The sequence below is a fragment of the Blastococcus sp. TML/C7B genome (assembly GCF_016612845.1).
Classification (GTDB): Bacteria; Actinomycetota; Actinomycetes; order Mycobacteriales; family Geodermatophilaceae; genus Blastococcus.
In genome coordinates this window covers 1,928,533-1,950,749 of record NZ_JAEOAA010000001.1, presented here as the reverse complement: position 1 = coordinate 1,950,749, position 22,217 = coordinate 1,928,533, and the positions used below count along the sequence as shown (strand labels likewise).

The following is a 22,217-nucleotide window of genomic DNA, read 5'->3' as shown; positions in this document are numbered from 1 at the left end:
GAGAGGCCCAGAACCTGGTCGGTTCTGGGCCTCTGGCGTTCAGCGGGTGGGTTACTCGGGCTGCTCGAAGGTGATGACGGTCCAGCCGAGGAGCAGGCGGTCGCCGTCGGAGAGCGGGTGCGGCTGACCGGGCTCGAGCTGGGTCCACTCGGTGGCCTCGGGGCCGGCGACGTGCGTGCCGTTGAGCGAGCCGAGGTCGACCAGCGAGACCTCGGTGCCCGAGCGGGTCAGGGCCGCGTGGGCCGAGGAGAGCACGTTCTGGGTGTCGGCGATCGGGACCGGGCGGGCAGTGCCGGCGGTCACCATCTCGTGGTTGTCGGGACGCCGCCCCAGCACGAGGTCCTCGTCGACGGTGACGACCAGGCCGTCGTCGAACCGCAGCAGCGGCACACCGGCAGCGGGGGCGTCGGAGTCGGAGTCCGGCCGCCAGAACGCGGTCTGCTCACCGGACTCGGCGGCGGGCGCCGCGGCCCGGCTGGAGCCGCTGGCGGCCCCCGCGCCGAAACCGGCGTCGGACCCCGCGAGGAACGACGAGGCGGCCGGCTGCGACGACGGGCCGGCGGCCGCGGGCGCGGCAGCCGGGGCGGTCACGTGCAGCGTGGCGCCGGAGCCGGGCACGGTGCCCTCGACCAGATCGAAGGCGACGCCGGAGGCGGCCTGCGCGGCGGCGGAGCCGGGGCCGACGTAGAGCGTGCGGCCCAGCGCGAACCCGCTGGCCACGGTGCCGCCGTCGACCGAGGAGCCGGAGACCGGCACCCCGTCCACGGAGAGCTGGCCCTTGCCGGACCAGAGCGCGGTGCCCGTGCCGGCGCCGGCGTCGGTCAGCACGAGCGCGAAGGAGGCGCTGCCGGAGCCGAGCGACCCGGCCTGCGCGGCGACGGCGGTCAGCACCTGCTCGGCGCCGGGGCCGGAGACCCCGAGGCACGCGTGCAGGGCAGCCACGAGGGCGGGGGAACCGGGGGCGTCGACCCACAGCAGCCCGCCGTCGCGGCGGGCGACGACGGCGTCTCCGGGGAGGACTTCACAGCGGTCGGGCATGGCGGCCAGCCTAGTGATGCCGTCCGGGGTTCGGCGCCCGGCCGCCCCCGCCACGCCGTGACCGCTCCACGTCACGCCCAACGGGTGGGACGAGCGTGACGGGAGCGTCGCGACGGGTCACTCAGGCGGTCGTGACGACCCCGAGCTCGGCCGGATCGGCCAGGTGCTCGGAGTGCGGCAGGACCCGCACGGTGTAGCCGAAGGCGCCGGTGCGCTCCAGCGGGACGGTGGCGGTGAACCAGTGCCGGGAGCCCTCGGTCTGCTCGTGCGCCATCGGCACCGCGGTGACCTCGTGCAGCCCGTCGGCGTCGTCCACACGCCCGTAGGCCGCCTGCACCTCGACGTCGCCGGGCTCGAGCCCGGGCAGCTCCACCTCGGCCCGCAGCGCCAGCGTCGAGCCGATCTCCGGGGTGTCCCCGGCACCGGTGGCCTCGACGTGCGCGACCCGCACGGTGGACCAGTTGTGCAGCAGGTGCGCCCGCCACTGCGACTCGGCGCGCGCCGGGGCGTACCCCTCCGCCGCCATGACGCGGGAGGACTGCGCGGCCGGCACGTAGAGCGCCTGCACGTAGTCGCGCACCATGCGGGTGGCCAACACCTTCGGGCCGGTCTCGCGGAGCGTGTGCCGCACCATCTCGACCCAGCGCGCCGGCACGCCCTCGCGGTCGCGCTCGTAGAACCGCGGCAGCACCTGGGTGCCGAGCAGGTCGTAGATCGCCCGCGCCTCCACCTCGTCGCGGCGGTCGGCGTCGGCGACGCCGTCGGCGGTCGGGATCGCCCAGCCGTTCTGGCCGTCGAACCACTCGTCCCACCAGCCGTCGCGGATGGAGAGGTTCAGCCCGCCGTTGAGCGCGGACTTCATGCCCGAGGTGCCGCAGGCCTCCAGCGGCCGCAGCGGGTTGTTCAGCCAGACGTCGCAGCCCCAGTACAGGTAGCGGGCCATGCCGATGTCATAGCCGGGCAGGAACGCGATCCGGTGCCGGATCTCCGGGTCGTCGGCGAACTCGACCATCTGCTGGATCAGCTTCTTGCCGCCGTCGTCGGCCGGGTGGCTCTTGCCGGCGATGACCAGCTGCAGGGGCCGCTCCGGGTCCAGCAGCATCGCCTTGAGCTTGGCCGGGTCGCGCAGCATCAGCGTCAGGCGCTTGTAGCTGGGCACGCGGCGGGCGAACCCGATGGTGAGGACGTCGGGGTCGAAGGCGGTGTCGGTCCAGCCCACCTCGGCCTCGGTGGCGCCGCGGGAGAGCGCGGTCTCGCGCAGGCGGCGGCGCACCTCCTCCACCAGGCGGCCGCGCAGCGTGCGGCGGACCGCCCACAGGTCACCGGCGGGGATGCGGTCGACGCCGTCGAAGTGCGCCGCCCCCTGGACCTCGACCGGGTCGCCCTGGCTCGAGCTCTGGGTGCCCATCTCGACCAGCTCGCGCGCGGTCCACGTGGGGGCGTGCACGCCGTTGGTGATCGAGCCGATCGGCACGTCGCCCTCGTCGAAACCCGGCCACAGGTTGCTGAACATCCCGCGGCTGACGTGGCCGTGCAGCTCGCTCACACCGTTGGCGCGCTGGCCCAGCCGCAGGCCCATGTGCGCCATGTTGTACTTCGACGGGTCCTCCTCGGCGCCCAGCGCGAGCAGGTCGTGCAGCGGGACGCCGAACCCGGCGAAGTACCGCTCGATGAGCGCCTTCGGGAAGCGGTCGATGCCGGCCGGCACCGGGGTGTGCGTGGTGAACACCGTGCCCGCCCGCACCGCCTGCAGCGCCTCGGCGAAGGTCAGCCCGTGCGACTCGATGAGCTCGCGGATGCGCTCGAGGCCCTGGAAGCCGGCGTGGCCCTCGTTGGCGTGGAACACCTCGGGCAGCGGGGTGCCGGTGCGCTGGCAGTAGGCGCGCAGCGCCCGCACGCCACCGATGCCGAGGAGCATCTCCTGCCGCAGGCGGTGGTCCTCGTCGCCGCCGTACAGGCGGTCGGTGACGCCGCGCTCGGCCGGCGCGTTCTCCTCGATGTCGCTGTCGAGCAGCAGCAGCGAGACGCGGCCGACCTGGGCCCGCCAGACGTGCGCGTAGAGCGTGCGCCCCTCGGGCAGCGGCACGGAGATGACGACGGCGGACCCGTCGGGCTCGCGCAGCAGCTTGACCGGCAGGCCGTGCGGGTCGAGGGACGGGTAGTGCTCGAGCTGCCAGCCGTCGGCCGACAACCCCTGCTCGAAATAGCCGGCCCGGTAGAGCAGCCCGACCCCGATCAGCGGGACGCCGAGGTCGGAGGCGGCCTTCAGGTGGTCGCCGGCCAGGATGCCCAGGCCACCGGAGTACTGCGGCAGCACCTCGGTGATGCCGAACTCCGCGGAGAAGTAGGCGATGCTCGCCGGCGCCTCGGCCCCCAGGGACTGGTACCAGCGCGGGGTCGCCAGGTACTCCTCCAGGTCGTCGACGGCGTCCTGCAGCCGGCGCACGAACCTGCGGTCGGCGGCCAGGGCGGCCAGCCGCTCGGCCGAGACCTCCCCGAGCGCCTTGACGGGGTCACCCCCGCAGCGCTGCCACAGCGCCGGGTCGAGCGCCTCGAACAGGTCCCGCGTCTCGGGGTGCCACGACCAGCGGAGGTTCATCACCAGCTGGGAGAGCGGGAGCAGCGGCTCCGGGAGGGCGGCGCGGACGGTGAAACGGCGGAGGGGCTCTCACCCGGACGAGGGTAGCCAGCGAGCACGCCACCGCCAGGGGTCCGGCGACATCGGCAGCACCTCCTGCCCCACCCGCCCCACGCCCCGCCGTCTCCTGCCCTCCACCCGGACGAGTGCTCGCCGAAGTGCCCGGACCCCGCTACCTCGATAGCGTGACGGGGATGAATGGCCGCGCTGACCTCCGCCTCGGCATCACCGATGTCGCCCCCGTCGTCTCCTGCGGGTCCTTCTCCGCCCGCGCGGTGGTGGGAGAACACCTCCCGATCACCGCGACCGTGTTCCGCGAGGGGCACGACGCCGTCGCCGCCAACGTCGTGTGGACCGGCCCCGACGGCACCCCGGGCCCGCTGACCCGCATGGCCCGCTTCGGCGAGGAGCCCGACCGCTGGCTGGCGACCGTCGTCCCCGACCGCGCGGGCGCCTGGACGTTCCGCGTCGAGGCCTGGAGCGACCCGCTGGCCACCTGGCGGCACGCCGTCGAGGTGAAGATCGAGGCCGGCCAGGGCGCCGACGAGCTGGCCAACGACCTCGAGGAAGGTGCCCGGCTGCTCGACCGCGTCGCCGCCGGGGCCGAGGGCGACTGGCGCGACCGGGTCACCGCCGCGGCCGCGGCGCTGCGCGACTCCTCGCAGGAGCTCACCGTCCGCGTCGCCCCGGCGCTGGCCTCGGGCCTGCAGCGCTACCTGCACGAGCACCCGGTCCGCGAGCTGGTCACCACCACCGAGCCCTACGAGGTGTTCGTCGACCGGCCGCGCGCCCTCTACGGCTCCTGGTACGAGTTCTTCCCGCGCTCGGAGGGCCCCGTCGTCGGCGGCACCCCGACGCACGGCACCTTCACCACCGCCGCCGACCGGCTCCCGGCGGTCGCCGACATGGGCTTCGACGTCGTCTACCTGCCGCCGATCCACCCGATCGGCACGGTGAACCGCAAGGGCCCGAACACCGCCCAGTTCCCCGGCGGCAACCCGCACGAGATCGCGCCGGACGACGTCGGCTCCCCGTGGGCGATCGGCAGCGCCGAGGGCGGCCACGACGCGGTGCACCCGCAGCTGGGCACGATGGAGGACTTCAGGGCCTTCGTCGCGCGCGCCGGCGAGCTCGGCATGGAGATCGCCCTCGACTTCGCGCTGCAGGCCGCGCCCGACCACCCGTGGGTGGCCGAGCACCCCGAGTGGTTCACCACCAAGCCCGACGGGACCATCGCCTACGCGGAGAACCCGCCGAAGAAGTACCAGGACATCTACCCGATCAACTTCGACAACGACCCCGACGGCATCTACGCCGAGTGCCGCCGGGTGATCCAGGTGTGGATCGACGCCGGCGTCAAGATCTTCCGCGTCGACAACCCGCACACCAAGCCGCTGAACTTCTGGCACTGGCTGATCTGGGACGTCAAGCAGAGCCACCCCGACGTGCTCTTCCTGGCCGAGGCGTTCACGCGGCCGCCGATGATGCACCAGCTGGCGCGGATCGGTTTCACCCAGTCCTACACGTACTTCACCTGGCGGACCGAGCGCGGCGAGCTCGAGGAGTACGGCCGCGAGCTCGCGTCCAACGCGCACTACATGCGGCCGAACTTCTTCGTGAACACCCCGGACATCCTCCACGAGTCGCTGCAGTTCGGCGGCCCGCCGATGTTCAAGATCCGGGCCGTGCTCGCGGCGATGATGAGCCCGACCTGGGGCGTCTACTCGGGGTTCGAGCTCTTCGAGCACGTGGCCGTCAAGCCCGGCAGCGAGGAGTACCTGGACAGCGAGAAGTACTCCCTGCGGCCGCGCGACTGGGCCGGTGCCGAGGCGGCCGGCCGCAGCCTGGCGCCCTACCTGAAGCGGCTCAACGAGGCCCGGCGCGCGCACCCGGCGCTGCAGCAGCTGCGCACGCTGCGCTTCCACCCGGTCGACAACCCGAATCTGCTGTGCTTCTCCAAGACCGACCCCGGCTCGGCCGACGCCGTGATCGTGGTGGTGAACCTGTCCAGCCGCGACACCCAGATCGGGACGACGGCGCTGGACATGTCCGCCCTCGGCCTGGACTGGCACGAGCGCTTCGCGGTCACCGACGAGCTCAGCGGCGCCCGGTACGACTGGGGCCAGTTCAACTACGTGGAGCTCGACCCCTTCCGGGAGCCCGCGCACGTCTTCGCGGTCACCTTCCCGCGCCCCGTGCAGTTCCCGCCCCCGGTCTCCTGACCGGGGCCGTCCGACCGACCACCCGCGACTTCCCGAGGGCTCACCAGCGATGACCGTTCCCGTGCCCGAGTCCGCCCCCAAGCACTCCGCACTGCCCCCTCCCGGCACCGACCCCGAGTGGTACAAGCGCGCCGTCTTCTACGAGGTGCTGGTCCGCGGCTTCGCCGACAGCAACGCCGACGGCGTCGGCGACCTCCGCGGCATGATCGACAAGCTGGACTACCTCCAGTGGCTCGGCGTCGACTGCCTGTGGCTGCCGCCGTTCTTCGCCTCCCCGCTGCGCGACGGCGGGTACGACGTCGCCGACTACACCGCCGTCCTGCCCGAGTTCGGCGACATCGAGGACTTCAAGGAGTTCCTCGACGCCGCCCACTCGCGCGGCATGCGCGTGATCATCGACTTCGTCATGAACCACACCTCGGACCAGCACCCCTGGTTCCAGGCCAGCCGGAACGACCCGGACGGCCCCTACGGCGACTTCTACGTCTGGGCCGACGACGACACCGGGTACGCCGACGCCCGGATCATCTTCGTCGACACCGAGAGCTCGAACTGGACGTTCGACCCGGTGCGCAAGCAGTACTTCTGGCACCGCTTCTTCTCCCACCAGCCGGACCTCAACTTCGAGAACCCGAAGGTGCAGGAGGCGATCATCGACGCCCTGCGCTTCTGGCTCGACCTCGGCATCGACGGCTTCCGGCTCGACGCCGTGCCCTACCTGTTCGAGGAGGAGGGCACCAACTGCGAGAACCTGCCGCGCACCCACGAGTTCCTCAAGCAGGTGCGCAAGGTCGTCGACGCGAACTACCCCGACGTGGTGCTGCTCTGCGAGGCCAACCAGTGGCCGGCCGACGTCGTCGAGTACTTCGGCGAGAACGGCGACGAGTGCCAGATGGCCTTCCACTTCCCCGTCATGCCGCGCCTGTTCATGGCGGTGCGGCGGGAGCAGCGCTTCCCGATCTCGGAGATCATGGCGCAGACGCCGGACATCCCCGACAACTGCCAGTGGGGCGTCTTCCTGCGGAACCACGACGAGCTGACCCTCGAGATGGTCTCCGACGAGGAACGCGACTACATGTGGGACGAGTACGCCAAGGACCCCCGCATGAAGGCCAACATCGGCATCCGCCGGCGGCTGGCGCCGCTGCTGGACAACGACGCCAACACCCTCGAGCTGTTCAACGCCCTGCTGCTCTCGCTGCCGGGCTCGCCGGTCCTCTACTACGGGGACGAGATCGGCATGGGCGACAACATCTGGCTCGGTGACCGCGACGGCGTCCGCACCCCGATGCAGTGGACGCCGGACCGCAACGGCGGGTTCTCCACCGCGGACCCGCAGCGGATGTACCTGCCGCTCAACGCCGACCCGGTCTACGGCTACCAGGTCACCAACGTCGAGTCCCAGCTGCGCAACACCAACTCGCTGCTGCAGTGGCTGCGCCGGATGCTCCAGGTCCGCGCCCAGCACCCGACCTTCGGCCTGGGCACGTTCGAGGAGATCGGCTCGCGCAACCCCACGGTGCTCTCCTTCGTCCGCCGGTTCGGCGACGACGTCGTGCTGTGCGTGAACAACCTGTCCCGGTTCCCGCAGCCGGTGGAGCTCGACCTGCGCGAGTTCGAGGGCTACACCCCCGTCGAGCTCACCGGGCGGGTGGAGTTCCCGCAGATCGGCGTCCTCCCCTACATGCTCACGCTCGCCGGGCACGGCTTCTACTGGTTCGAGCTGTCCAAGCCGGCCGAGCCCGCTCCGGACGAGACCGAGGACTGGGAGACCACCGGCAGCAGCGCGATCGCCGACTCCCTGCTCGCCGCCGGGGTGGTCAGCGCCGCGGAGGAGACGCCCGGCGACAACCTCCCCGCTCCCGACGACGCCGCTGGAGGCACCCGATGAGCGCCCTGGCCGACCTGCTCCGCGAGTGGATGCCCACCCAGCGCTGGTTCGGGAGCAAGGGCCGCGAGTGGGCCGGGATCACCGAGGACGGGTTCTTCCTCGACCGCAGCGAGCCGGTGCTCTCGGTGCACCGGGTGCGGGTGACCTACGCCGACGGCGGCGCGGACACCTACCTCGTGCCGATCTCCTGGCGCGACTCCGAGGTCGAGGAGCTGAGCACCGCCTACATCGGCGCGGTGAGCTCGGACGGCCGGGAGTCGCACGCCTACGACGCGATGCGCGACCGGGACGCCACCACCCCGTGGCTGATCCACCTGGTCAACGCCTCGACCGTCGGGCCGATGCACTTCCACCCCGCGGGCGTGGCCTACATCCCCGAGGGTCTGCCCGGCGACATCGTCTCCACCGAGCAGAGCAACACCTCGCTGGTCTACGGGTCGGAGGCGATCTTCAAGCTCTTCCGGCGGTTGGAGCCCGGGCTCAACCCGGACGTCGAGGTGCACGACGCGCTGCGCCGTGCCGAGAACCCGCACATCGCCCCGCTGCTCGGGCACATCCAGATCGACGACCCCGACCCGGCCGTCGAGCCGGCGACGGTCGCGATGCTGCAGACCTTCGTCCCCAACGCCAGCGACGGCTGGCGGCTGGCCACCGCGAGCGTGCGCGACCTCTACGCCGAGGGCGACCTGCACGCCGACGAGGTGGGCGGCGACTTCGCCGCCGACAGCGAGCGGCTGGGGGCGGCGACGGCGTCGGTCCACCGGGACATGGCCGCCGTGCTGCCCACGGCGCCGGCCGACCGCGACTGGTACGCCGCCGTGGCGCGGCAGATGGGCGAGCGGCTGGACGCCGCCGTCGAGATCGTCCCCCAGCTCGCCGAGCACGTGGACGGCCTGCGGCAGGTCTACGCCGCCGTCGCCGAGAGCACCGAGCCCGTCGTCCGCCAGCGGGTGCACGGCGACCTGCACCTCGGCCAGGTGCTGCGGACGGCGACCGGCTGGATCGTCCTGGACTTCGAGGGCGAGCCGGCCCGCCCGCTGGCCTCGCGCCGCGAGCTCGACAGCCCCCTGCGCGACGTCGCCGGGATGCTGCGCAGCTTCGACTACGCCGCGCGGCACATGCTGGTCGAGCAGCCCGACGACGCCCAGCGCGCCTACCGCGCGCAGGAGTGGGCCGAGCGGAACCGGGCGGCGTTCTGCGCCGGCTACTCCGAGGCCAGCGGCCTCGACCCGTGCGGAGGGTCACCACTCCTTCGGGCGTTCGAGGCCGACAAGGCGGTTTACGAGTGCGTCTACGAGGCACGCAACCGACCGCACTGGCTGATGATCCCGCTCGACTCCCTGTCCCGGCTCACCGCCCGCGCGTGACGCGGGCACGACGGACCCGAGGCCATCACATCTACGAGCACGGCACCGGAGGAACACGACGATGAGCAGCGATGACCGGAAGGACCCGGTGGCCGGCAAGGACGACCTGCAGCGTGCCGTCGAGGAGCGGGTCGCCGAGGTCGAGGCGGTCGCCGGCAGCGAGCCGGTGATCAACGCCCCGGCGAAGAAGGCCCCCGCGAAGAAGGCTCCCGCCCGCAAGGCCGCCGCCAAGAAGGCGCCCGCGAAGAAGGCGACCCCGTCGAAGGCCACCGCGGCCACGAAAACCCCGGCCCGCACGACCACCAAGCGTGCCCCAGCGAAGAAGGCCGCCGCCACCGGCAACGTCGCTCCCCCCGGGGAGACGACGACCGACGAGCGGCCGAGCACCGCCTCGACCGCGCCCGAGGGCGGCCCCACCACGGTGCCGCCGGTGGTCGCGCCGGCCCCCATCGCCGAGCCCGGCGACCCGGCCGGCAGCCCGGCCGGGCCGCCCGAGGCACCCGACCCGGACCCGGCGGAGCCGAGCACGCCGCAGGCGCCCGAGGACGCCGCGCCCACCGATGCGCACGGCGACTCACCCGCGGGCGGGCCCGCGGCTCCCGGCGAGCAGTCGGTGGGCGAGGTGTCCGAGGAGCACCTGCGGGCGATCGTCGAGGGCTGGTCGCACGACCCGCACGGCGTGCTCGGCGCGCACGAGTCCGGTGCGGGCTGGGTCGTGCGCACGCTGCGCCCCGACGCGGTCTCGGTGGCCGTGCTCGACGAGGACGGCGGCCGCTACGACGCGCAGCGCCTGCACGACGGCGGCATCTTCGAGGCCGCGCTCCCCCAGCAGCCCGGCGACTACCGGATCGAGGTCGAGTACCCCGACGGCCAGGGCGGCACCTCGCGGCACACCGTCGACGACCCCTACCGCTGGCTGCCCACCCTGGGCCCCCTGGACGAGCACCTGATCCGCGAGGGCCGGCACGAGCGGCTGTGGGAGGTGCTGGGCGCGCACGTCCGGCGCTACGAGACCCCGCGCGGTGCGGTCGAGGGCGTCTCCTTCGCCGTCTGGGCGCCCGCCGCCCGCGGCGTCAAGGTGACCGGCGACTTCGACTACTGGGAGGCGCGGGCCTACCCGATGCGCTCCCTGGGCTCCTCGGGCGTGTGGGAGATCTTCGTGCCCGGCGTCCCGGTCGGCAGCCGCTACCGGTACCACGTGCTGGGCGCCGACGGCGTCTGGCGGGAGAAGTCCGACCCGCTGGCCTTCGCCACCGAGGTGCCGCCGCTGAACGCCTCGGTGGTCACCGAGAGCACCCACGAGTGGAACGACGACGCCTGGCTGGCCGAGCGCGCCTCCGCCGGCTGGCACGAGAAGCCGATGAGCGTCTACGAGGTGCACGCCGGCTCCTGGCGGCAGGGCCTGTCCTACCGGGAGATGGCCGACGAGCTGGTCGAGTACGTCGTCGCGGCCGGCTTCACCCACCTGGAGTTCATGCCGCTGGCCGAGCACCCCTTCGGCGGCTCGTGGGGCTACCAGGTCACCTCCTACTACGCGCCCACCTCGCGGTTCGGCAGCCCGGACGACCTGCGCTACCTCATCGACCGCGCCCACCAGGCCGGCATCGGCGTCATCGTCGACTGGGTGCCGGCGCACTTCCCGAAGGACGAGTGGGCGCTGACCCGCTTCGACGGCACCCCGCTGTACGAGCACGGCGACCCGCGCCGCGGCGAGCAGCTGGACTGGGGCACGCTGGTCTTCGACTTCGGCCGCTCCGAGGTCCGCAACTTCCTCGTCGCCAACGCGCTGTTCTGGTGCAAGGAGTTCCACGTCGACGGCATCCGCGTCGACGCCGTCGCCTCGATGCTCTACCTCGACTACTCGCGCTCCGAGTGGCTGCCGAACAAGTACGGCGGCCGCGAGAACCTCGAGGCGGTGGCCTTCCTCCAGGAGTTCAACGCCACCGTCTACCGCGAGGTCCCGGGGGTCGTGACGATCGCCGAGGAGTCGACCGCCTGGCCGGGCGTCACCCGCCCCACCCACCTGGGCGGCCTGGGCTTCGGCTTCAAGTGGAACATGGGCTGGATGCACGACTCGCTGGCCTACGTGGAGCGCGAGCCGGTGCACCGCAGCTACCACCACGGGCAGCTCACGTTCTCGATGCACTACGCCTACTCCGAGAACTTCGTGCTGCCGATCAGCCACGACGAGGTCGTGTACGGCAAGGGCTCGATGCTGCGGAAGATGCCCGGCGACCGCTGGCAGCAGCTTGCCAACCTGCGCGCCTACTACGCCTACATGTGGGCCCACCCCGGCAAGCAGCTGCTGTTCATGGGCTCGGAGTTCGCGCAGGACTCCGAGTGGGCCGAGAGCCGCTCGCTGGACTGGTGGCACCTGGATGACCCGGCGCACCGGGGGATCCTGCAGCTGGTCACCGACCTCAACGCGCGCTACCGCGAGCTGGACGCGCTGTGGGCGCACGACGTCGACCCGTCGGGCTTCAGCTGGATCGACGCCAACGACGCGTCGGGCAACACCCTGTCGTTCCTGCGGTACGGCAAGGCCGTGCCCGCCGCGGACGGGCAGGAGGCGGGTACCACCGCTGAGGGCGACGACGACACCCGCTCCGCGCTGGCCTGCGTCGTCAACTTCGCCGGCTCCCCGCACCACGAGTACCGGATCGGCCTGCCCCGGCCGGGGTACTGGCGCGAGGTGCTCAACACCGACGGCGAGGGCTACGGCGGGTCCGGGGTCGGCAACTACGGCGGCGTCGAGGCCGTCGCGGAGCCGTGGCACGGGCAGCCGTACTCGGCCACGATCTCCGCTCCCCCGCTCGGGACCGTCTGGTTCCAGCACGAGGCCTGACCGGTCCCCGGTGAGCGCGGCGCGCGGACGACGGCGGTGGGCACTGCTCGCCGCCGTCGTCTCGGGCCTGGTCGCCCTCACCGGGTGCTCGGTGGTCGTGGTGGGGCGGGGCAGCCCCGCCCGCCCGCCGGTCACCGACGTCGGCGCCGGTGACACGGACGTCGTGGGTGCGACCGGCGAGGAGGTCGACGTCCTGGCGCACGCAATGCGCTGACCGACCTGGAGGTCTACTGGGGCGAGCAGTTCCCGGAGGTCTTCGGCACACCCTTCGAGCCGCTGCAGGGCGGCTACTTCAGCGTCGACCCGGAGAACGTCGACCCCTCCGAGTACCCGAACGGCATCGGCTGCGGGAGCGATCCGCGCGACGTCGAGAACAACGCCTTCTACTGCGTCGCCCCGGACGCCCCCAACTCCGACTCGATCAGCTACGACCGCGCGTTCCTCGCCGAGCTGGGCTCGGAGTTCGGCCGGTTCATCCCCGCGCTGGTCATGGCGCACGAGTTCGGGCACGCGGTGCAGGCCCGGGTGGGCGCGCCGAGCACCTCCATCGCGGCCGAGACCGAGGCCGACTGCCTCGCCGGCACCTGGACCCGCTGGGTCGCCGACGGGGAGGCGCAGCACTCGGTGCTGCGCACCCCCGAGCTCGACGACCTGCTGCGCGGGTACCTCCTGCTGCGCGACCCGGTCGGCACCGGGCAGGGCGAGCAGCAGGCGCACGGCTCGTACTTCGACCGCGTCGCCGCCTTCCAGGAAGGCTTCGACAGCGGGGCCGAGGCCTGCCGGGACAACTTCGGGCGGGGGCGGGTGTTCACCCAGCAGCCGTTCCTCAGCGACGAGGACGTCGCCACCGGTGGCAACGCGTCCTACAGCCTGCTGCGCACCATCATCGACGCCACCCTCCCCGCGGTCTGGGAGCAGGTGGTGGGCAGGGACTTCGACCCGCCGGCGATCGAGGCCTTCGACGAGGACCCGCCGCGCTGCGCGCCCGACGCCGAGCTCGACCTCGTGTACTGCGCGGATGAGAACCTGGTCGGCTTCGACGAGACCGACCTCGCCGCGCCCGCGTACGAGGAGCTCGGCGACTTCGCCCTCGCCACCGCGGTGTCGCTGCCCTACGGGCTGGCGGTGCGCGACCAGCTGGGGCTCTCCACCGAGGGCGAGGACGCCGTCCGCTCGACGGTCTGCATGAGCGGCTTCTACACCGCGCAGGTCCGCGCCGGTGCCGGCGGGGAGTACTCCATCTCCCCCGGCGACGTCGACGAGAGCGTGCAGTTCCTGCTGGCCTTCGGCGGCGAGCCGGAGGTCGTCCCGGGGGCCGACCTCACCGGCTTCCAGCTGGTCGACCTGTTCCGCAGCGGCTTCTTCGAGGGCCTCGACGCCTGCGGGCTGGAAGGCTAGAAGAGCGCGGTGGTGAGGGCCCGCCGGGCGGGTCCGACGCGGGGGTCCTGGTCGCCGACGACGGTGAACAGCTCGACCAGGTGCTTGCGGGCCTGGTCGCGCTCCTCCCCCGCGGTGCGGCGGACGACGGCCAGCAGCCGCTCGAAGGCGCCCTCGACGTCGCCGGTGCCGAGCAGGAAGTCCGCGGCCCGGGTCTGCGCGGCGATGTCGTCCGGAGCGGCGTCGGCCGCGGCCAGGGCGTCAGGCCCGGCCTCCTCCGCGCGGCGGAACAGCCGGACCTGCTGGAGCGCGATGCCGGCGTCCGGGTGGTTCGGCTCCTCGGCGAGGATCGCCTCGTAGGCGGCCTCCGCGGCGGCGAGGTCACCGCGCTCGAGCGCGTCCTCGGCGGCGTCCAGGCGCGGGTCCTCGACCTCGGGCGCCTCCGCCCCGCCGCCCGGCACCGCCCCACCGGTCGTGGCGCGCACCAGCTCGGCGACGAACTCGCGGGCCTGCTCCTCGGGGATGGCGCCGTTGAACTCGGCGATCAGCTGCCCCTGCCAGACGGCCTTGACCGCCGGGATGCCCTGCACCCGCAGCCCCTGCGCGAGCGCCGGGTTCGCGTCGACGTCGACCTTGGCCAGCACCCACGAGCCGCCGCCCTCGGCGGCCAGCCGCTCGAGCACCGGGGAGAGCTGCTTGCACGGCCCGCACCACTCGGCCCACAGGTCCAGCACGACCGGCACCTGGAAGGAGCGGTCGAGCACCTCGGCCTGGAACGTGGCCTCGGTGACGTCGACGACGGCGCTACCGGGTGCCCCGGCCGGTGCCGCAGCACTCGGCGGCGGGGCGGACGCGGCGCGGGCGGCGGCCTCCGACCGCGCCTTGACGGCGGCGAGGTCAACGGCCCCGGCCATGGTGGCGGCCATCGAGGCCTGCGCGCGCGGGTCGGGGCGTCCGGGGCGGGTCGGCTGCATGACCCCGATCCTCCCACCGCTCGCCCGGGCGTGTCGGCCGCGGGTCGCTCAGCGGTCGCGGTCGTGGGTGAAGCTCACCACCTGCTGGAACGTCGGCCGGTCGAGCCGCTTCTCACCCGTGTGCGTACGCGCGTGGTCTCCACGTGCCCGGTGACCACGCCGGGGCGTATGCGGGCGACCAGGCCTGTGGACGGCCGCCGCAGCGGCCCCCCGGATCCCGGCAGAGTGCGCGGATGCCTTCCGCGCCCACCCGCCCGGCCCCGTTGCGCGGGAGGATGTTCCGCGGCTCCGAGCAGGTGCGCCTCGGCGTGCTGACGAAGAACCAGCTCCGCAGCTCCGCGTGGCGGCGGCTCTTCCCCGACGTCTACGCCTGCGCCTCGCTCCCCGTCGACCACGCGCGCCGGGCCCGCGCTGCGGCCGCGCTCGTCGTCCCGGGGGCGGTGGTCAGCGGGCGGAGCGCGGCGACGCTCTGGGGATCACCGCTGGCCGAGCCCGGGGACGACGTCGAGCTCACCGTGCCACCCGGCTGCCGAGCCGGGGCGGTCCGCGGCATCCGGGTCTCGCGGCGGCATCTGCCGGCCGACGCCGTCGTCGTCCGCGGGGGTGTCCGCGTGACCACCGCGGTGCGCGCGGCCGTCGACATCGCGCGGGCCGAGCCGCTCGAGGACGCCGTCGTCGCTCTCGACCGTCTCATCACCGGCGGGCTCGCGACGCTCGACGACGTGCGCGCGGCGGCCGTAGCGCTCAGCGGCCCCGGCTGCCGCTCCGCCCGACGGGCCGCGGCGCTGGCGGACGGCCTGGCGGGGTCACCGCAGGAGACCCGGCTCCGGCTGGTGCTGCACGCCTCGCTGCTGCCTCCTCCGGTCGCCTGGCCGGACGCGAGGGTCGCCCTCGAGTACGAGGGCGTCTGGCACGGGGCGCCGCAGCAGGTGGCCCGCGACCGGCGGCGGCTGAACGAGCTGACCGCGGCCGGCTGGACCGTCGTGATCGCGACCGCGGCGGACCTGCGGGACCCGGTTGCGCTCATCGCCCGGATCGCGGCCGCCCTGGGCTCGCGCCGGTACGTCTGAGCATGCGGGCGCCACGGGTGACCGAGGCCACGTCCACCCCCGTATTCCCAGTGATGACGCGGCATGTCGACTCGCTGACCTGGCGATTCGTCGACTCCCGGGTTGAGGACCGGGTGCGTCGTTCCTACGGTGGAGGAGCCGGCCGGGTGGTCGTCGCCCGTCGAGGTGGCCCCGGGTCCGGTACCGCCGCAGCCCGGTGCGGTGCGCCCCGACGAGGGCGCGCCCCGGAGCGCGAGCCGCCACGATCCACACCTCCTCCGTTCCTCCGGTGTGCCGTGCCGTGCCCGCGATCGGCTCGCGGCGGGCGAACGGAAGGAGAGCCACCGCATGGTGACCACTCGCCCGAACCTCCAGAACCGCACCCTCCGCCGCACCGGCGCCGGCCTGCTCACCGGGGCCGCCGCCTCGCTGGGTCTCCTCCTCACCCCCGCGACCGCCGTCGCCGCCGAGCCGGCTCCCGCGCCGGCCGCCGAGGCCCCGGCGCCCGCCCCGTCGGCCGCGCAGGTCGCCGTCGACACCGCGCTGGCCCAGGTCGGCAAGCCCTACGTCTACGGCGGCGGCGGCCCGGACTCCTTCGACTGCTCCGGGCTGACCCAGTTCGCCTACGCGGCCGCCGGCATCTCGCTGCCGCACTCCAGCAAGGGCCAGTCGCAGATCGGCGTGCCGATCGCGCCGCTGGACCTGCAGCCCGGCGACCTCGTCTTCTACTACTCGCCGGTGAGCCACGTGGGCATCTACATCGGCGACGGGCAGATCGTGCACGCCGGCACCGAGGCGACCGGCGTGGAGATCACCACGGTCAGCATGGACGGCTACAACTACGCCACCCGCATCGCCTGATCCGCGGCCGCTGCGCCCGGCTCAGCCCCGAGCCGGGCGCAGCGGCGGCACGCTGCGGACGCCGAACACGTCCCGCAGCGCCACCTGCGCCGCGTTGTCGCCGCAGGCGCCGTGCACGGCAGGACCGGGCGGCGTCGCCGCCGAGGCGAGGTAGACGCCCTCGACCGGGGTCCGGTAGGTGTTCCAGCGCGGCACCGGCCGGGCCAGCATCTGACGGAGCGTCGCCTGGCCGTTGGAGATGTCGCCGCCCAGGTAGCTGATGTTCCACTGCTCCATCTGGACGGCGGTCTTCGTGCGCCGCTCCACGATCGTGTCCTTGAAGCCCGGGGCGAACCGCTCGACCTGGTTCTCGATCGCCCCGGTCATGTCGACGTCGGCGCCGTGCGGCACGTGCACGTAGGCCCAGAAGATGTGCCCGCCCTCGGGCGCCCGGGTCGGGTCCGCCACCGTCGGCTGCACGGCGAGCACGTACGGCTTGTCGGTCAGCCGGCCCTGGTTCGGTGCGCGCTCCCCCGCGAGGGTCTCCTCGAGGTTCCCGGCGACGTGGATCGTCCCGGCCCGGCGCACGTCCGGGTTCGCCCACGGCACCGGCTCGGAGAGGATCCAGTCGATCTTGAACACGCCGGCACCGTGCTTGTAGCGGCGCACCCAGCGGCGGTACCCCTCGTTCAGCCGGTCCCCGGCCATCGACACGAACGCCTCGGGCGTGGTGTCCAGCAGCACCGCCGGCACGCCCTCGAACTCGCGCAGGTCGGTGACCTCGTGCCCGGTGACGACCTCGCCGCCCTGCTCCTCGAGCGCGGTGACCATGGCATCGGCCAGCTTCTGCGACCCGCCCTCGATCAGCGGCCAGCCCGCGTGGTGGGACAGCATCGACAGCAGCATCCCGAGCGCCGAGGTGAGCGGCTGGCTCAGGTCGAGCATCCCGTGCGCGGCGGCACCGGCCAGCAGGGCCTGACCACCCTCGGTGTCGAAGTACCGGCGCGCCAGCCAGCGCACGTTGGGCAGGCCCTGCAGCCCGAAGCGGGCGATCTGCGCCGGGCTGCGGGTGGGCAGCCGCCGCAGCCGGCTGGTCAGGAAGAAGTCGACGACGTCGGTGCCGTGCTCGACCAGCGGGCCGAACAGCCGGCGGTAGGCGTCGCCGTCGGCACCCAGCCGCGCGGCGGTCTCCTCCAGCGAGGTCAGCGACACCGCGGCCCGGCCGCCGTCCAGCGGGTGTGCGAAGTTGATCTCCGGGTGCACCAGCCGGACGCCGCGGCTCTCCAGGTCGAACTCGCGGAAGAACGGCGCCGCCGCGGCCATCGGCTGCACGGTCGAGCAGACGTCGTGGTGGAAGCCGGGGCGGATCAGCTCCTCGGTGCGCATCCCGCCACCGGGGCGCTCGGCCGCCTCGACGACCTGCACCCGCAGCCCCGCGGCCGACAGGCGCAGCGCCGCGGCCCAGCCCGTTGGGCCCTGCCCCGACGACGACGGCATCCGGTCGTCCAGCACGCCCGCTCACCCGCTGATCCTCACGACGGCGCCGGTTCTCCGCAAGTTCCGGGGCCCGTGAGTCGGCCCGTACGCCTGGGGCGCGTCGGGCGCGCGCTCGTGGCGGCCGACCCCGCGCCGGATCTAGCCTGCGCCGGTGCCGTCCTCCCCCCTCCCGCCGTCCGCGGCCGAACCGGAGGTGCTGCGGCTGAGCCCGTCGGGCCGCCGGCGCCGGCTCTCCGCGGTGCTGATCGTCCTGGGCCTGCTGCTCGCCGGCACCGTCTGGGGGGACGACGACGCGTTCCCGTTCGGACCGTTCCGCATGTACTCGACGCGCAACGACCCGAACGCACCCGTCATCTCCACCCGGGCGGTGGGCGTGACGGCGGCCGGTGAGGAGATCAAGCTCTCCGGCGGCCAGGTCGGGCTGCGCCGCGCCGAGTTCGAGGGCCAGATCCAGCGGCTGCGCGCGCACCCCGAGCTGCTGGGGCTGCTGGCCGACGCCTGGACCGAGGACCACCCGGACGCACCGGAGCTCGTGGCGGTCCAGGTGGTGCACCGGAAGTTCGGGCTCTCCGACGGACGGCCCACCGGCGACTACACCGACACCGTCGTCGTCCACCTCGACCTGGAGGACGACGGCTCGTGAGCACCCCGCCGACCACCCCCGCCCCGATGACGGGCCGCTGGTGGTTCTCCCCCGTCCCGCTGGCGCGGATCGCGGTCTTCCGGACGATCGCCTACCTGTTCATCCCGGTCGACGTCTTCCTCACCACCGCGTGGGTGCGGGCGCACGCCGACGTCCCGACCGAGTGGTACGCCCCGCTGCTGGTCGGCCGGCTGCTGCACCTGCCCACGCCGACGCACACCCTCGTGCTCGTCGTCCAGTGGGCGCTCGTGCTGGCCGCCGTCGCCGCCGCCACCGGGCGGGCCCCCCGGCTGCTCGGCGCCGCCGTCTTCCTCCTGTACGCGGAGTGGATGGTCATCGCGATGAGCTACGGCAAGGTCGACCACGACCGCATCGCGTTCCTCGTGGCGCTGGCCGTGCTGCCGACCGTCGGCCGGGCGCGGTTCCGCGACCGCCGGCTGTCGGAGTCCGCGGGCTGGGCGATGGCCGCGGTCCTCGTCGCGGTCATGCTCACCTACTTCCTCGCCGCCTGGGCCAAGGTGCGCTTCGGCGGCTGGGACTGGCCGACCGGCTCCACGCTCACCCGCGCCGTGCTGCGCCGCGGCACCCCGCTGTCGGACTGGACCGTCGACGTCCCGGGGCTCCTGCCGGCCGCGCAGTGGGTGATGCTGGTCCTCGAGTTCCTCGCCCCGCTGGTGCTGCTGGTGCGCACCGACCGGGCGCGGATCGCGCTGACGGTCTTCCTCATCGGCTTCCACGTCATGACCTACGCCGGCGTGCAGATCATCTTCCTGCCGCACTGCGTGGCGATCCTGTCGATCCTCCCGTGGGAGCGGCTGACCGCCCGGTCCGGGCGGCAGCCGGCTCAGAGCTGGGCGACCAGCTCGTCGGCGGCCCGGTAGGGGTCGGTCTCCCCCGCCACCACGCGCCCGGCCAGCGCACCCAGCGCCGCGCTGCCGCGCAGGTCGCCGATCCGCGCGCGCAGGGCCGCCAGGGCGATCGCCTCGATCTCGCGGGCGGCCCGCTCGGTCCGGCGCCGCTCGCCCTCGCCCGAGGACTCCAGCCACAGCCGGTGCTCCTCGACCTTCGCGAGGACCTCGTCGATGCCGTTGTCGGTGTCGCGGGCGGCGACGGTGCGGCAGATCGGCGGGCGCCAGCCACCGGGCTCGGCGTACCGACCGCCGAGGGACTGCATGTAGCGCAGGTCGCGCACCGCCTGCTGGGCGCCGTCCCGGTCGGCCTTGTTGACCACGAACAGGTCCGCCACCTCGAGGATGCCGGCCTTGGCGGCCTGGATGCCGTCGCCCATGCCGGGCGCGACCAGCACGAGGGTGGTGTCGGCGAGCGAGGCGATCTCGAGCTCGGACTGCCCCACGCCGACGGTCTCGATGAGCACCACGTCGCAGCCGGCCGCGTCGAGCACCCGCAGCGCCTGCGGGGTCGCCCACGACAGCCCGCCCAGGTGCCCGCGCGAGGCCATCGAGCGGATGAACACCCCGCCGTCACCGGCGTGGTCCTGCATGCGCACGCGGTCGCCGAGCAGAGCGCCGCCGGAGAACGGGGACGACGGGTCGACCGCCAGCACCCCGACCCGCTTGCCGGCCTGGCGCAGCGCCCGCACCAGCGCCGTCGTCGTCGTCGACTTGCCCACGCCCGGCGAGCCGGTGAGGCCGAGCACCTGCGCGTGGCCGGTGTGCGGCGCCAGCGCGGCCGCGACCTCCCGCAGCGCCGGGCTGGCGTCCTCGACCAGCGAGATCAGCCGGGCCACCGAGCGCGCGTCGCCCTCGCGGGCCCGCTCGACCAGCGCGGGGACGTCGACAGCACGCCGCCCCCGCCGCCCGGGGGCGGCAGGGGCGGACGTCTGGACCGCGGTCCCCGCAGGGACCTCGGTCACGCGTTGCTGGGCGCGTGCAGGATCAGGGCGTCGCCCTGGCCACCGCCACCGCACAGCGCGGCAGCGCCGACCTTGGCGCCCCGGCGGCGCAGCTCCAGCGCCACGTCGAGGACCAGCCGCGCGCCGCTCATGCCGATCGGGTGGCCCAGGGCGATGGCGCCGCCGTTGGGGTTGACCTTCTCGGGGTCGATGCCCAGCTCGCGGGTGGAAACGATGCCGACGGCGGCGAAGGCCTCGTTGAGCTCGACGACGTCGAGGTCCTTGGGGTCGATGCCCTCGCGGGCGCAGGCCTTCTTGATCGCGGCCGACGGCTGGCTCTGCAGCGTGGCGTCCGGACCGGCGACGACGCCGTGGGCGCCGATCTCGGCGATCGGGGTGAGGCCGAGCTCCTTGGCCTTGGCCGCGCTCATGACCACCACGGCGCAGGCGCCGTCGGAGATCTGCGAGGCGGTGCCGGCGGTGATCGTGCCGTCCTTGGCGAAGGCCGGCCGCAGCTTGCTCAGGCTCTCCGCGGTCGTGTCGGGGCGGATGCCCTCGTCCTCGGTGAACTCGATGGGGTCGCCCTTGCGCTGCGGGATGAGCACCGGGGTGAGCGCCTCGGCGAAGACGCCGTCCTTGTGCGAGCGGGCCGCCTTCTGGTGGCTGGCCGCGGCGAACTCGTCCTGCTCCTCGCGGGTGAGGTTGTAGCGCGAGTTGGCCTTCTCGGTCAGCTCGCCCATGGCGACCTGGTCGAAGGTGTCGGACAGGCCGTCGTGGGCCATGGAGTCGATCAGCTTGGTGTCGCCGTACTTCGTGCCGGTGCGCGAGTTGGCGAGGAGGTGCGGCGCCTGGGTCATCGACTCCTGGCCGCCGGCCACGACGATGTCGAACTCGCCGGCGCGGATGAGCTGGTCGGCCATCGCGATGGCGCTCAGGCCGGAGAGGCAGACCTTGTTGATGGTGAGGGCGGGGACCGACATCGGGATGCCGGCCTTCACCGCGGCGGGGCGGGCCGGGTTCTGCCCGGCGCCGGCCTGGATGACCTGGCCCATGATCACGTACTCGACCTGGTCGCCGCTGATGCCGGCGCGCTCGAGGGCGGCCTTGATCGCGACGCCTCCGAGGTCGGCGGCCGAGAAGTCCTTGAGCCCGCCGAGGAGCCGGCCCATCGGGGTGCGGGCACCGCTGACGATGACCGAGCGGGCTCGGGTGTTCTCACTCATGGGGAGGCCTCCAGTGCCGGGCCGCCGGTGCGGGCGACCGTGAAAAGACGGAGCGGACCGCGCTGTTCGCGCGGCGTCGGGCTGCACATGATGGTAGAGCCCCACCCCCGGCGGACGTGGCCTGGGCCACGTCCCGGCCCACTTCCCGGCCCGCGCGTCACCCGACCGGGGCTGCCCGTCCGCCCCCGGAGTGTCGCGTCAGGGCAGGGCGCGGCAGGATGCCGGGCGTGACGACCAACGACGCCGCGGCCACGGGTCTGCCCGAGGGGCTGTTCACCACCATCGACCACGTGGGCATCGCCGTGCCGGACCTCGACGAGGCCATCGCGTTCTACGCGCAGGCCTTCGGCGTGCGCTCGGTGCACGAGGAGACCAACGAGGAGCAGGGCGTCCGCGAGGCGATGCTCGCCGTCGGCGACGGCGACACCCGCATCCAGCTGCTGGCGCCGCTGACCCCGGAGTCGACAATCGCCAAGTTCATCGGCCGCTCCGGCCCGGGCCTGCAGCAGCTGGCCTTCCGGGTCGAGGACGTCGAGGCGGTCAGCGCCACCCTGCGCGAGCGGGGCCTGCGCCTGCTCTACGACGTCCCGAAGCGCGGTACGTCCGACAGCCGGGTCAACTTCATCCACCCGAAGGACGCCGGGGGCGTGCTCGTCGAGCTCGTCCAGCCGGCCGCTGCCGCGCACTGAGCGCACCTCCGTCAGGGCGGGGCCGTTACCCCTGGGTAACGTCCCCCGCCACCGCACTGCCCTCCGAGCCTG

Annotated in this window: 17 protein-coding genes; 11 read left to right on the top strand and 6 right to left on the bottom strand. The window is 73.6% G+C overall.

What is annotated here, in order from left to right; translation table 11 throughout:
• Window positions 1-51: 51 nt before the first annotated feature.
• Complete coding sequence (locus tag JKP76_RS09490) at window positions 52-1,038, bottom strand: FHA domain-containing protein (protein WP_200490624.1); 987 nt, start codon at window positions 1,036-1,038, stop codon at window positions 52-54.
• Between the two features lie 121 nt (window positions 1,039-1,159).
• Window positions 1,160-3,661, bottom strand: coding sequence for an alpha-glucan family phosphorylase (gene glgP / locus JKP76_RS09485; protein ID WP_200491361.1), 2,502 nt, complete (start codon window positions 3,659-3,661; stop codon window positions 1,160-1,162).
• A gap of 209 nt (window positions 3,662-3,870) precedes the next feature.
• Between glgP and JKP76_RS09480 the strand changes: the two genes are divergently transcribed.
• From JKP76_RS09480 to JKP76_RS09460, 6 genes are all read left to right on the top strand, one after another.
• A complete protein-coding gene (locus JKP76_RS09480) occupies window positions 3,871-5,898 on the top strand; it encodes an alpha-1,4-glucan--maltose-1-phosphate maltosyltransferase (protein ID WP_200490623.1) in 2,028 nt (675 codons plus the stop codon).
• Between the two features lie 49 nt (window positions 5,899-5,947).
• On the top strand, window positions 5,948-7,789 hold the full coding sequence (gene treS, locus JKP76_RS09475; RefSeq protein ID WP_200490622.1) for a maltose alpha-D-glucosyltransferase: 1,842 nt from the start codon (window positions 5,948-5,950) through the stop codon (window positions 7,787-7,789).
• Window positions 7,786-9,156 (top strand): hypothetical protein, encoded by a 1,371-nt coding sequence (locus JKP76_RS09470; RefSeq protein WP_200490621.1) that lies wholly within the window; start codon window positions 7,786-7,788, stop codon window positions 9,154-9,156. Before treS ends, JKP76_RS09470 begins: the two co-directional genes overlap by 4 nt.
• Before the next feature lie 61 nt (window positions 9,157-9,217).
• Entirely contained in the window at window positions 9,218-12,001 is a 2,784-nt protein-coding gene (gene glgB / locus JKP76_RS09465; protein WP_200490620.1) for a 1,4-alpha-glucan branching protein GlgB, read from the top strand.
• Between the two features lie 10 nt (window positions 12,002-12,011).
• Complete coding sequence (locus tag JKP76_RS20760) at window positions 12,012-12,215, top strand: hypothetical protein (RefSeq protein ID WP_242471244.1); 204 nt, start codon at window positions 12,012-12,014, stop codon at window positions 12,213-12,215.
• Window positions 12,212-13,399, top strand: a complete 1,188-nt coding sequence (locus tag JKP76_RS09460) for a neutral zinc metallopeptidase (RefSeq protein WP_309232967.1) — start codon at window positions 12,212-12,214, stop codon at window positions 13,397-13,399. The genes JKP76_RS20760 and JKP76_RS09460 overlap by 4 nt, the downstream gene beginning before the upstream one ends.
• Here the strand turns inward: JKP76_RS09460 and JKP76_RS09455 are convergent.
• A complete protein-coding gene (locus JKP76_RS09455) occupies window positions 13,396-14,352 on the bottom strand; it encodes a tetratricopeptide repeat protein (RefSeq protein ID WP_200490619.1) in 957 nt (318 codons plus the stop codon). The genes JKP76_RS09460 and JKP76_RS09455 overlap by 4 nt on opposite strands.
• Window positions 14,353-14,585: 233 nt before the next feature.
• On the opposite strand from JKP76_RS09455, the gene JKP76_RS09450 reads away from it, so the two are divergent.
• The gene (locus tag JKP76_RS09450; RefSeq protein ID WP_200490618.1) at window positions 14,586-15,422 is read left to right on the top strand and encodes a hypothetical protein; all 837 of its coding nucleotides are present in this window, start codon (window positions 14,586-14,588) and stop codon (window positions 15,420-15,422) included.
• Between the two features lie 327 nt (window positions 15,423-15,749).
• Entirely contained in the window at window positions 15,750-16,262 is a 513-nt protein-coding gene (locus tag JKP76_RS09445) for a C40 family peptidase (RefSeq protein ID WP_200490617.1), read from the top strand.
• Between the two features lie 21 nt (window positions 16,263-16,283).
• On the opposite strand, the gene JKP76_RS09440 is transcribed toward JKP76_RS09445, so the two are convergent.
• Window positions 16,284-17,753, bottom strand: a complete 1,470-nt coding sequence (locus tag JKP76_RS09440) for an NAD(P)/FAD-dependent oxidoreductase (RefSeq protein ID WP_309232899.1) — start codon at window positions 17,751-17,753, stop codon at window positions 16,284-16,286.
• Between the two features lie 136 nt (window positions 17,754-17,889).
• Between JKP76_RS09440 and JKP76_RS09435 the strand changes: the two genes are divergently transcribed.
• Both JKP76_RS09435 and JKP76_RS09430 read left to right on the top strand, forming a co-directional pair.
• The gene (locus JKP76_RS09435) at window positions 17,890-18,381 is read left to right on the top strand and encodes a hypothetical protein (RefSeq protein WP_200490616.1); all 492 of its coding nucleotides are present in this window, start codon (window positions 17,890-17,892) and stop codon (window positions 18,379-18,381) included.
• Window positions 18,378-19,262 (top strand): MFS transporter permease, encoded by an 885-nt coding sequence (locus JKP76_RS09430; RefSeq protein ID WP_309229856.1) that lies wholly within the window; start codon window positions 18,378-18,380, stop codon window positions 19,260-19,262. The genes JKP76_RS09435 and JKP76_RS09430 overlap by 4 nt, the downstream gene beginning before the upstream one ends.
• On the opposite strand, the gene meaB is transcribed toward JKP76_RS09430, so the two are convergent.
• Window positions 19,226-20,254, bottom strand: a complete 1,029-nt coding sequence (gene meaB / locus JKP76_RS09425; RefSeq protein ID WP_200490615.1) for a methylmalonyl Co-A mutase-associated GTPase MeaB — start codon at window positions 20,252-20,254, stop codon at window positions 19,226-19,228. The two genes, JKP76_RS09430 and meaB, sit on opposite strands and share 37 nt — an antisense overlap.
• Complete coding sequence (locus tag JKP76_RS09420; protein ID WP_200490614.1) at window positions 20,251-21,456, bottom strand: acetyl-CoA C-acetyltransferase; 1,206 nt, start codon at window positions 21,454-21,456, stop codon at window positions 20,251-20,253. The genes meaB and JKP76_RS09420 overlap by 4 nt, the downstream gene beginning before the upstream one ends.
• A gap of 227 nt (window positions 21,457-21,683) precedes the next feature.
• Here JKP76_RS09420 and mce point away from each other — a divergent pair, with 227 nt between their 5' ends.
• Window positions 21,684-22,145 (top strand): methylmalonyl-CoA epimerase, encoded by a 462-nt coding sequence (gene mce, locus JKP76_RS09415; RefSeq protein ID WP_200490613.1) that lies wholly within the window; start codon window positions 21,684-21,686, stop codon window positions 22,143-22,145.
• Window positions 22,146-22,217: the final 72 nt, after the last annotated feature.

Coding starts and splice junctions, on each gene's coding strand:
- treS (WP_200490622.1), top strand. CDS start 5,948: ATGACCGTTCCCGTGCCCGAGTCCGCCCCCAAGCACTCCGCACTGCCC.
- JKP76_RS09490 (WP_200490624.1), bottom strand. CDS start 1,038: ATGCCCGACCGCTGTGAAGTCCTCCCCGGAGACGCCGTCGTCGCCCGC.
- JKP76_RS09480 (WP_200490623.1), top strand. CDS start 3,871: ATGAATGGCCGCGCTGACCTCCGCCTCGGCATCACCGATGTCGCCCCC.
- JKP76_RS09470 (WP_200490621.1), top strand. CDS start 7,786: ATGAGCGCCCTGGCCGACCTGCTCCGCGAGTGGATGCCCACCCAGCGC.
- glgB (WP_200490620.1), top strand. CDS start 9,218: ATGAGCAGCGATGACCGGAAGGACCCGGTGGCCGGCAAGGACGACCTG.
- JKP76_RS09420 (WP_200490614.1), bottom strand. CDS start 21,456: ATGAGTGAGAACACCCGAGCCCGCTCGGTCATCGTCAGCGGTGCCCGC.
- JKP76_RS09455 (WP_200490619.1), bottom strand. CDS start 14,352: ATGCAGCCGACCCGCCCCGGACGCCCCGACCCGCGCGCGCAGGCCTCG.
- JKP76_RS09445 (WP_200490617.1), top strand. CDS start 15,750: ATGGTGACCACTCGCCCGAACCTCCAGAACCGCACCCTCCGCCGCACC.
- JKP76_RS09450 (WP_200490618.1), top strand. CDS start 14,586: ATGCCTTCCGCGCCCACCCGCCCGGCCCCGTTGCGCGGGAGGATGTTC.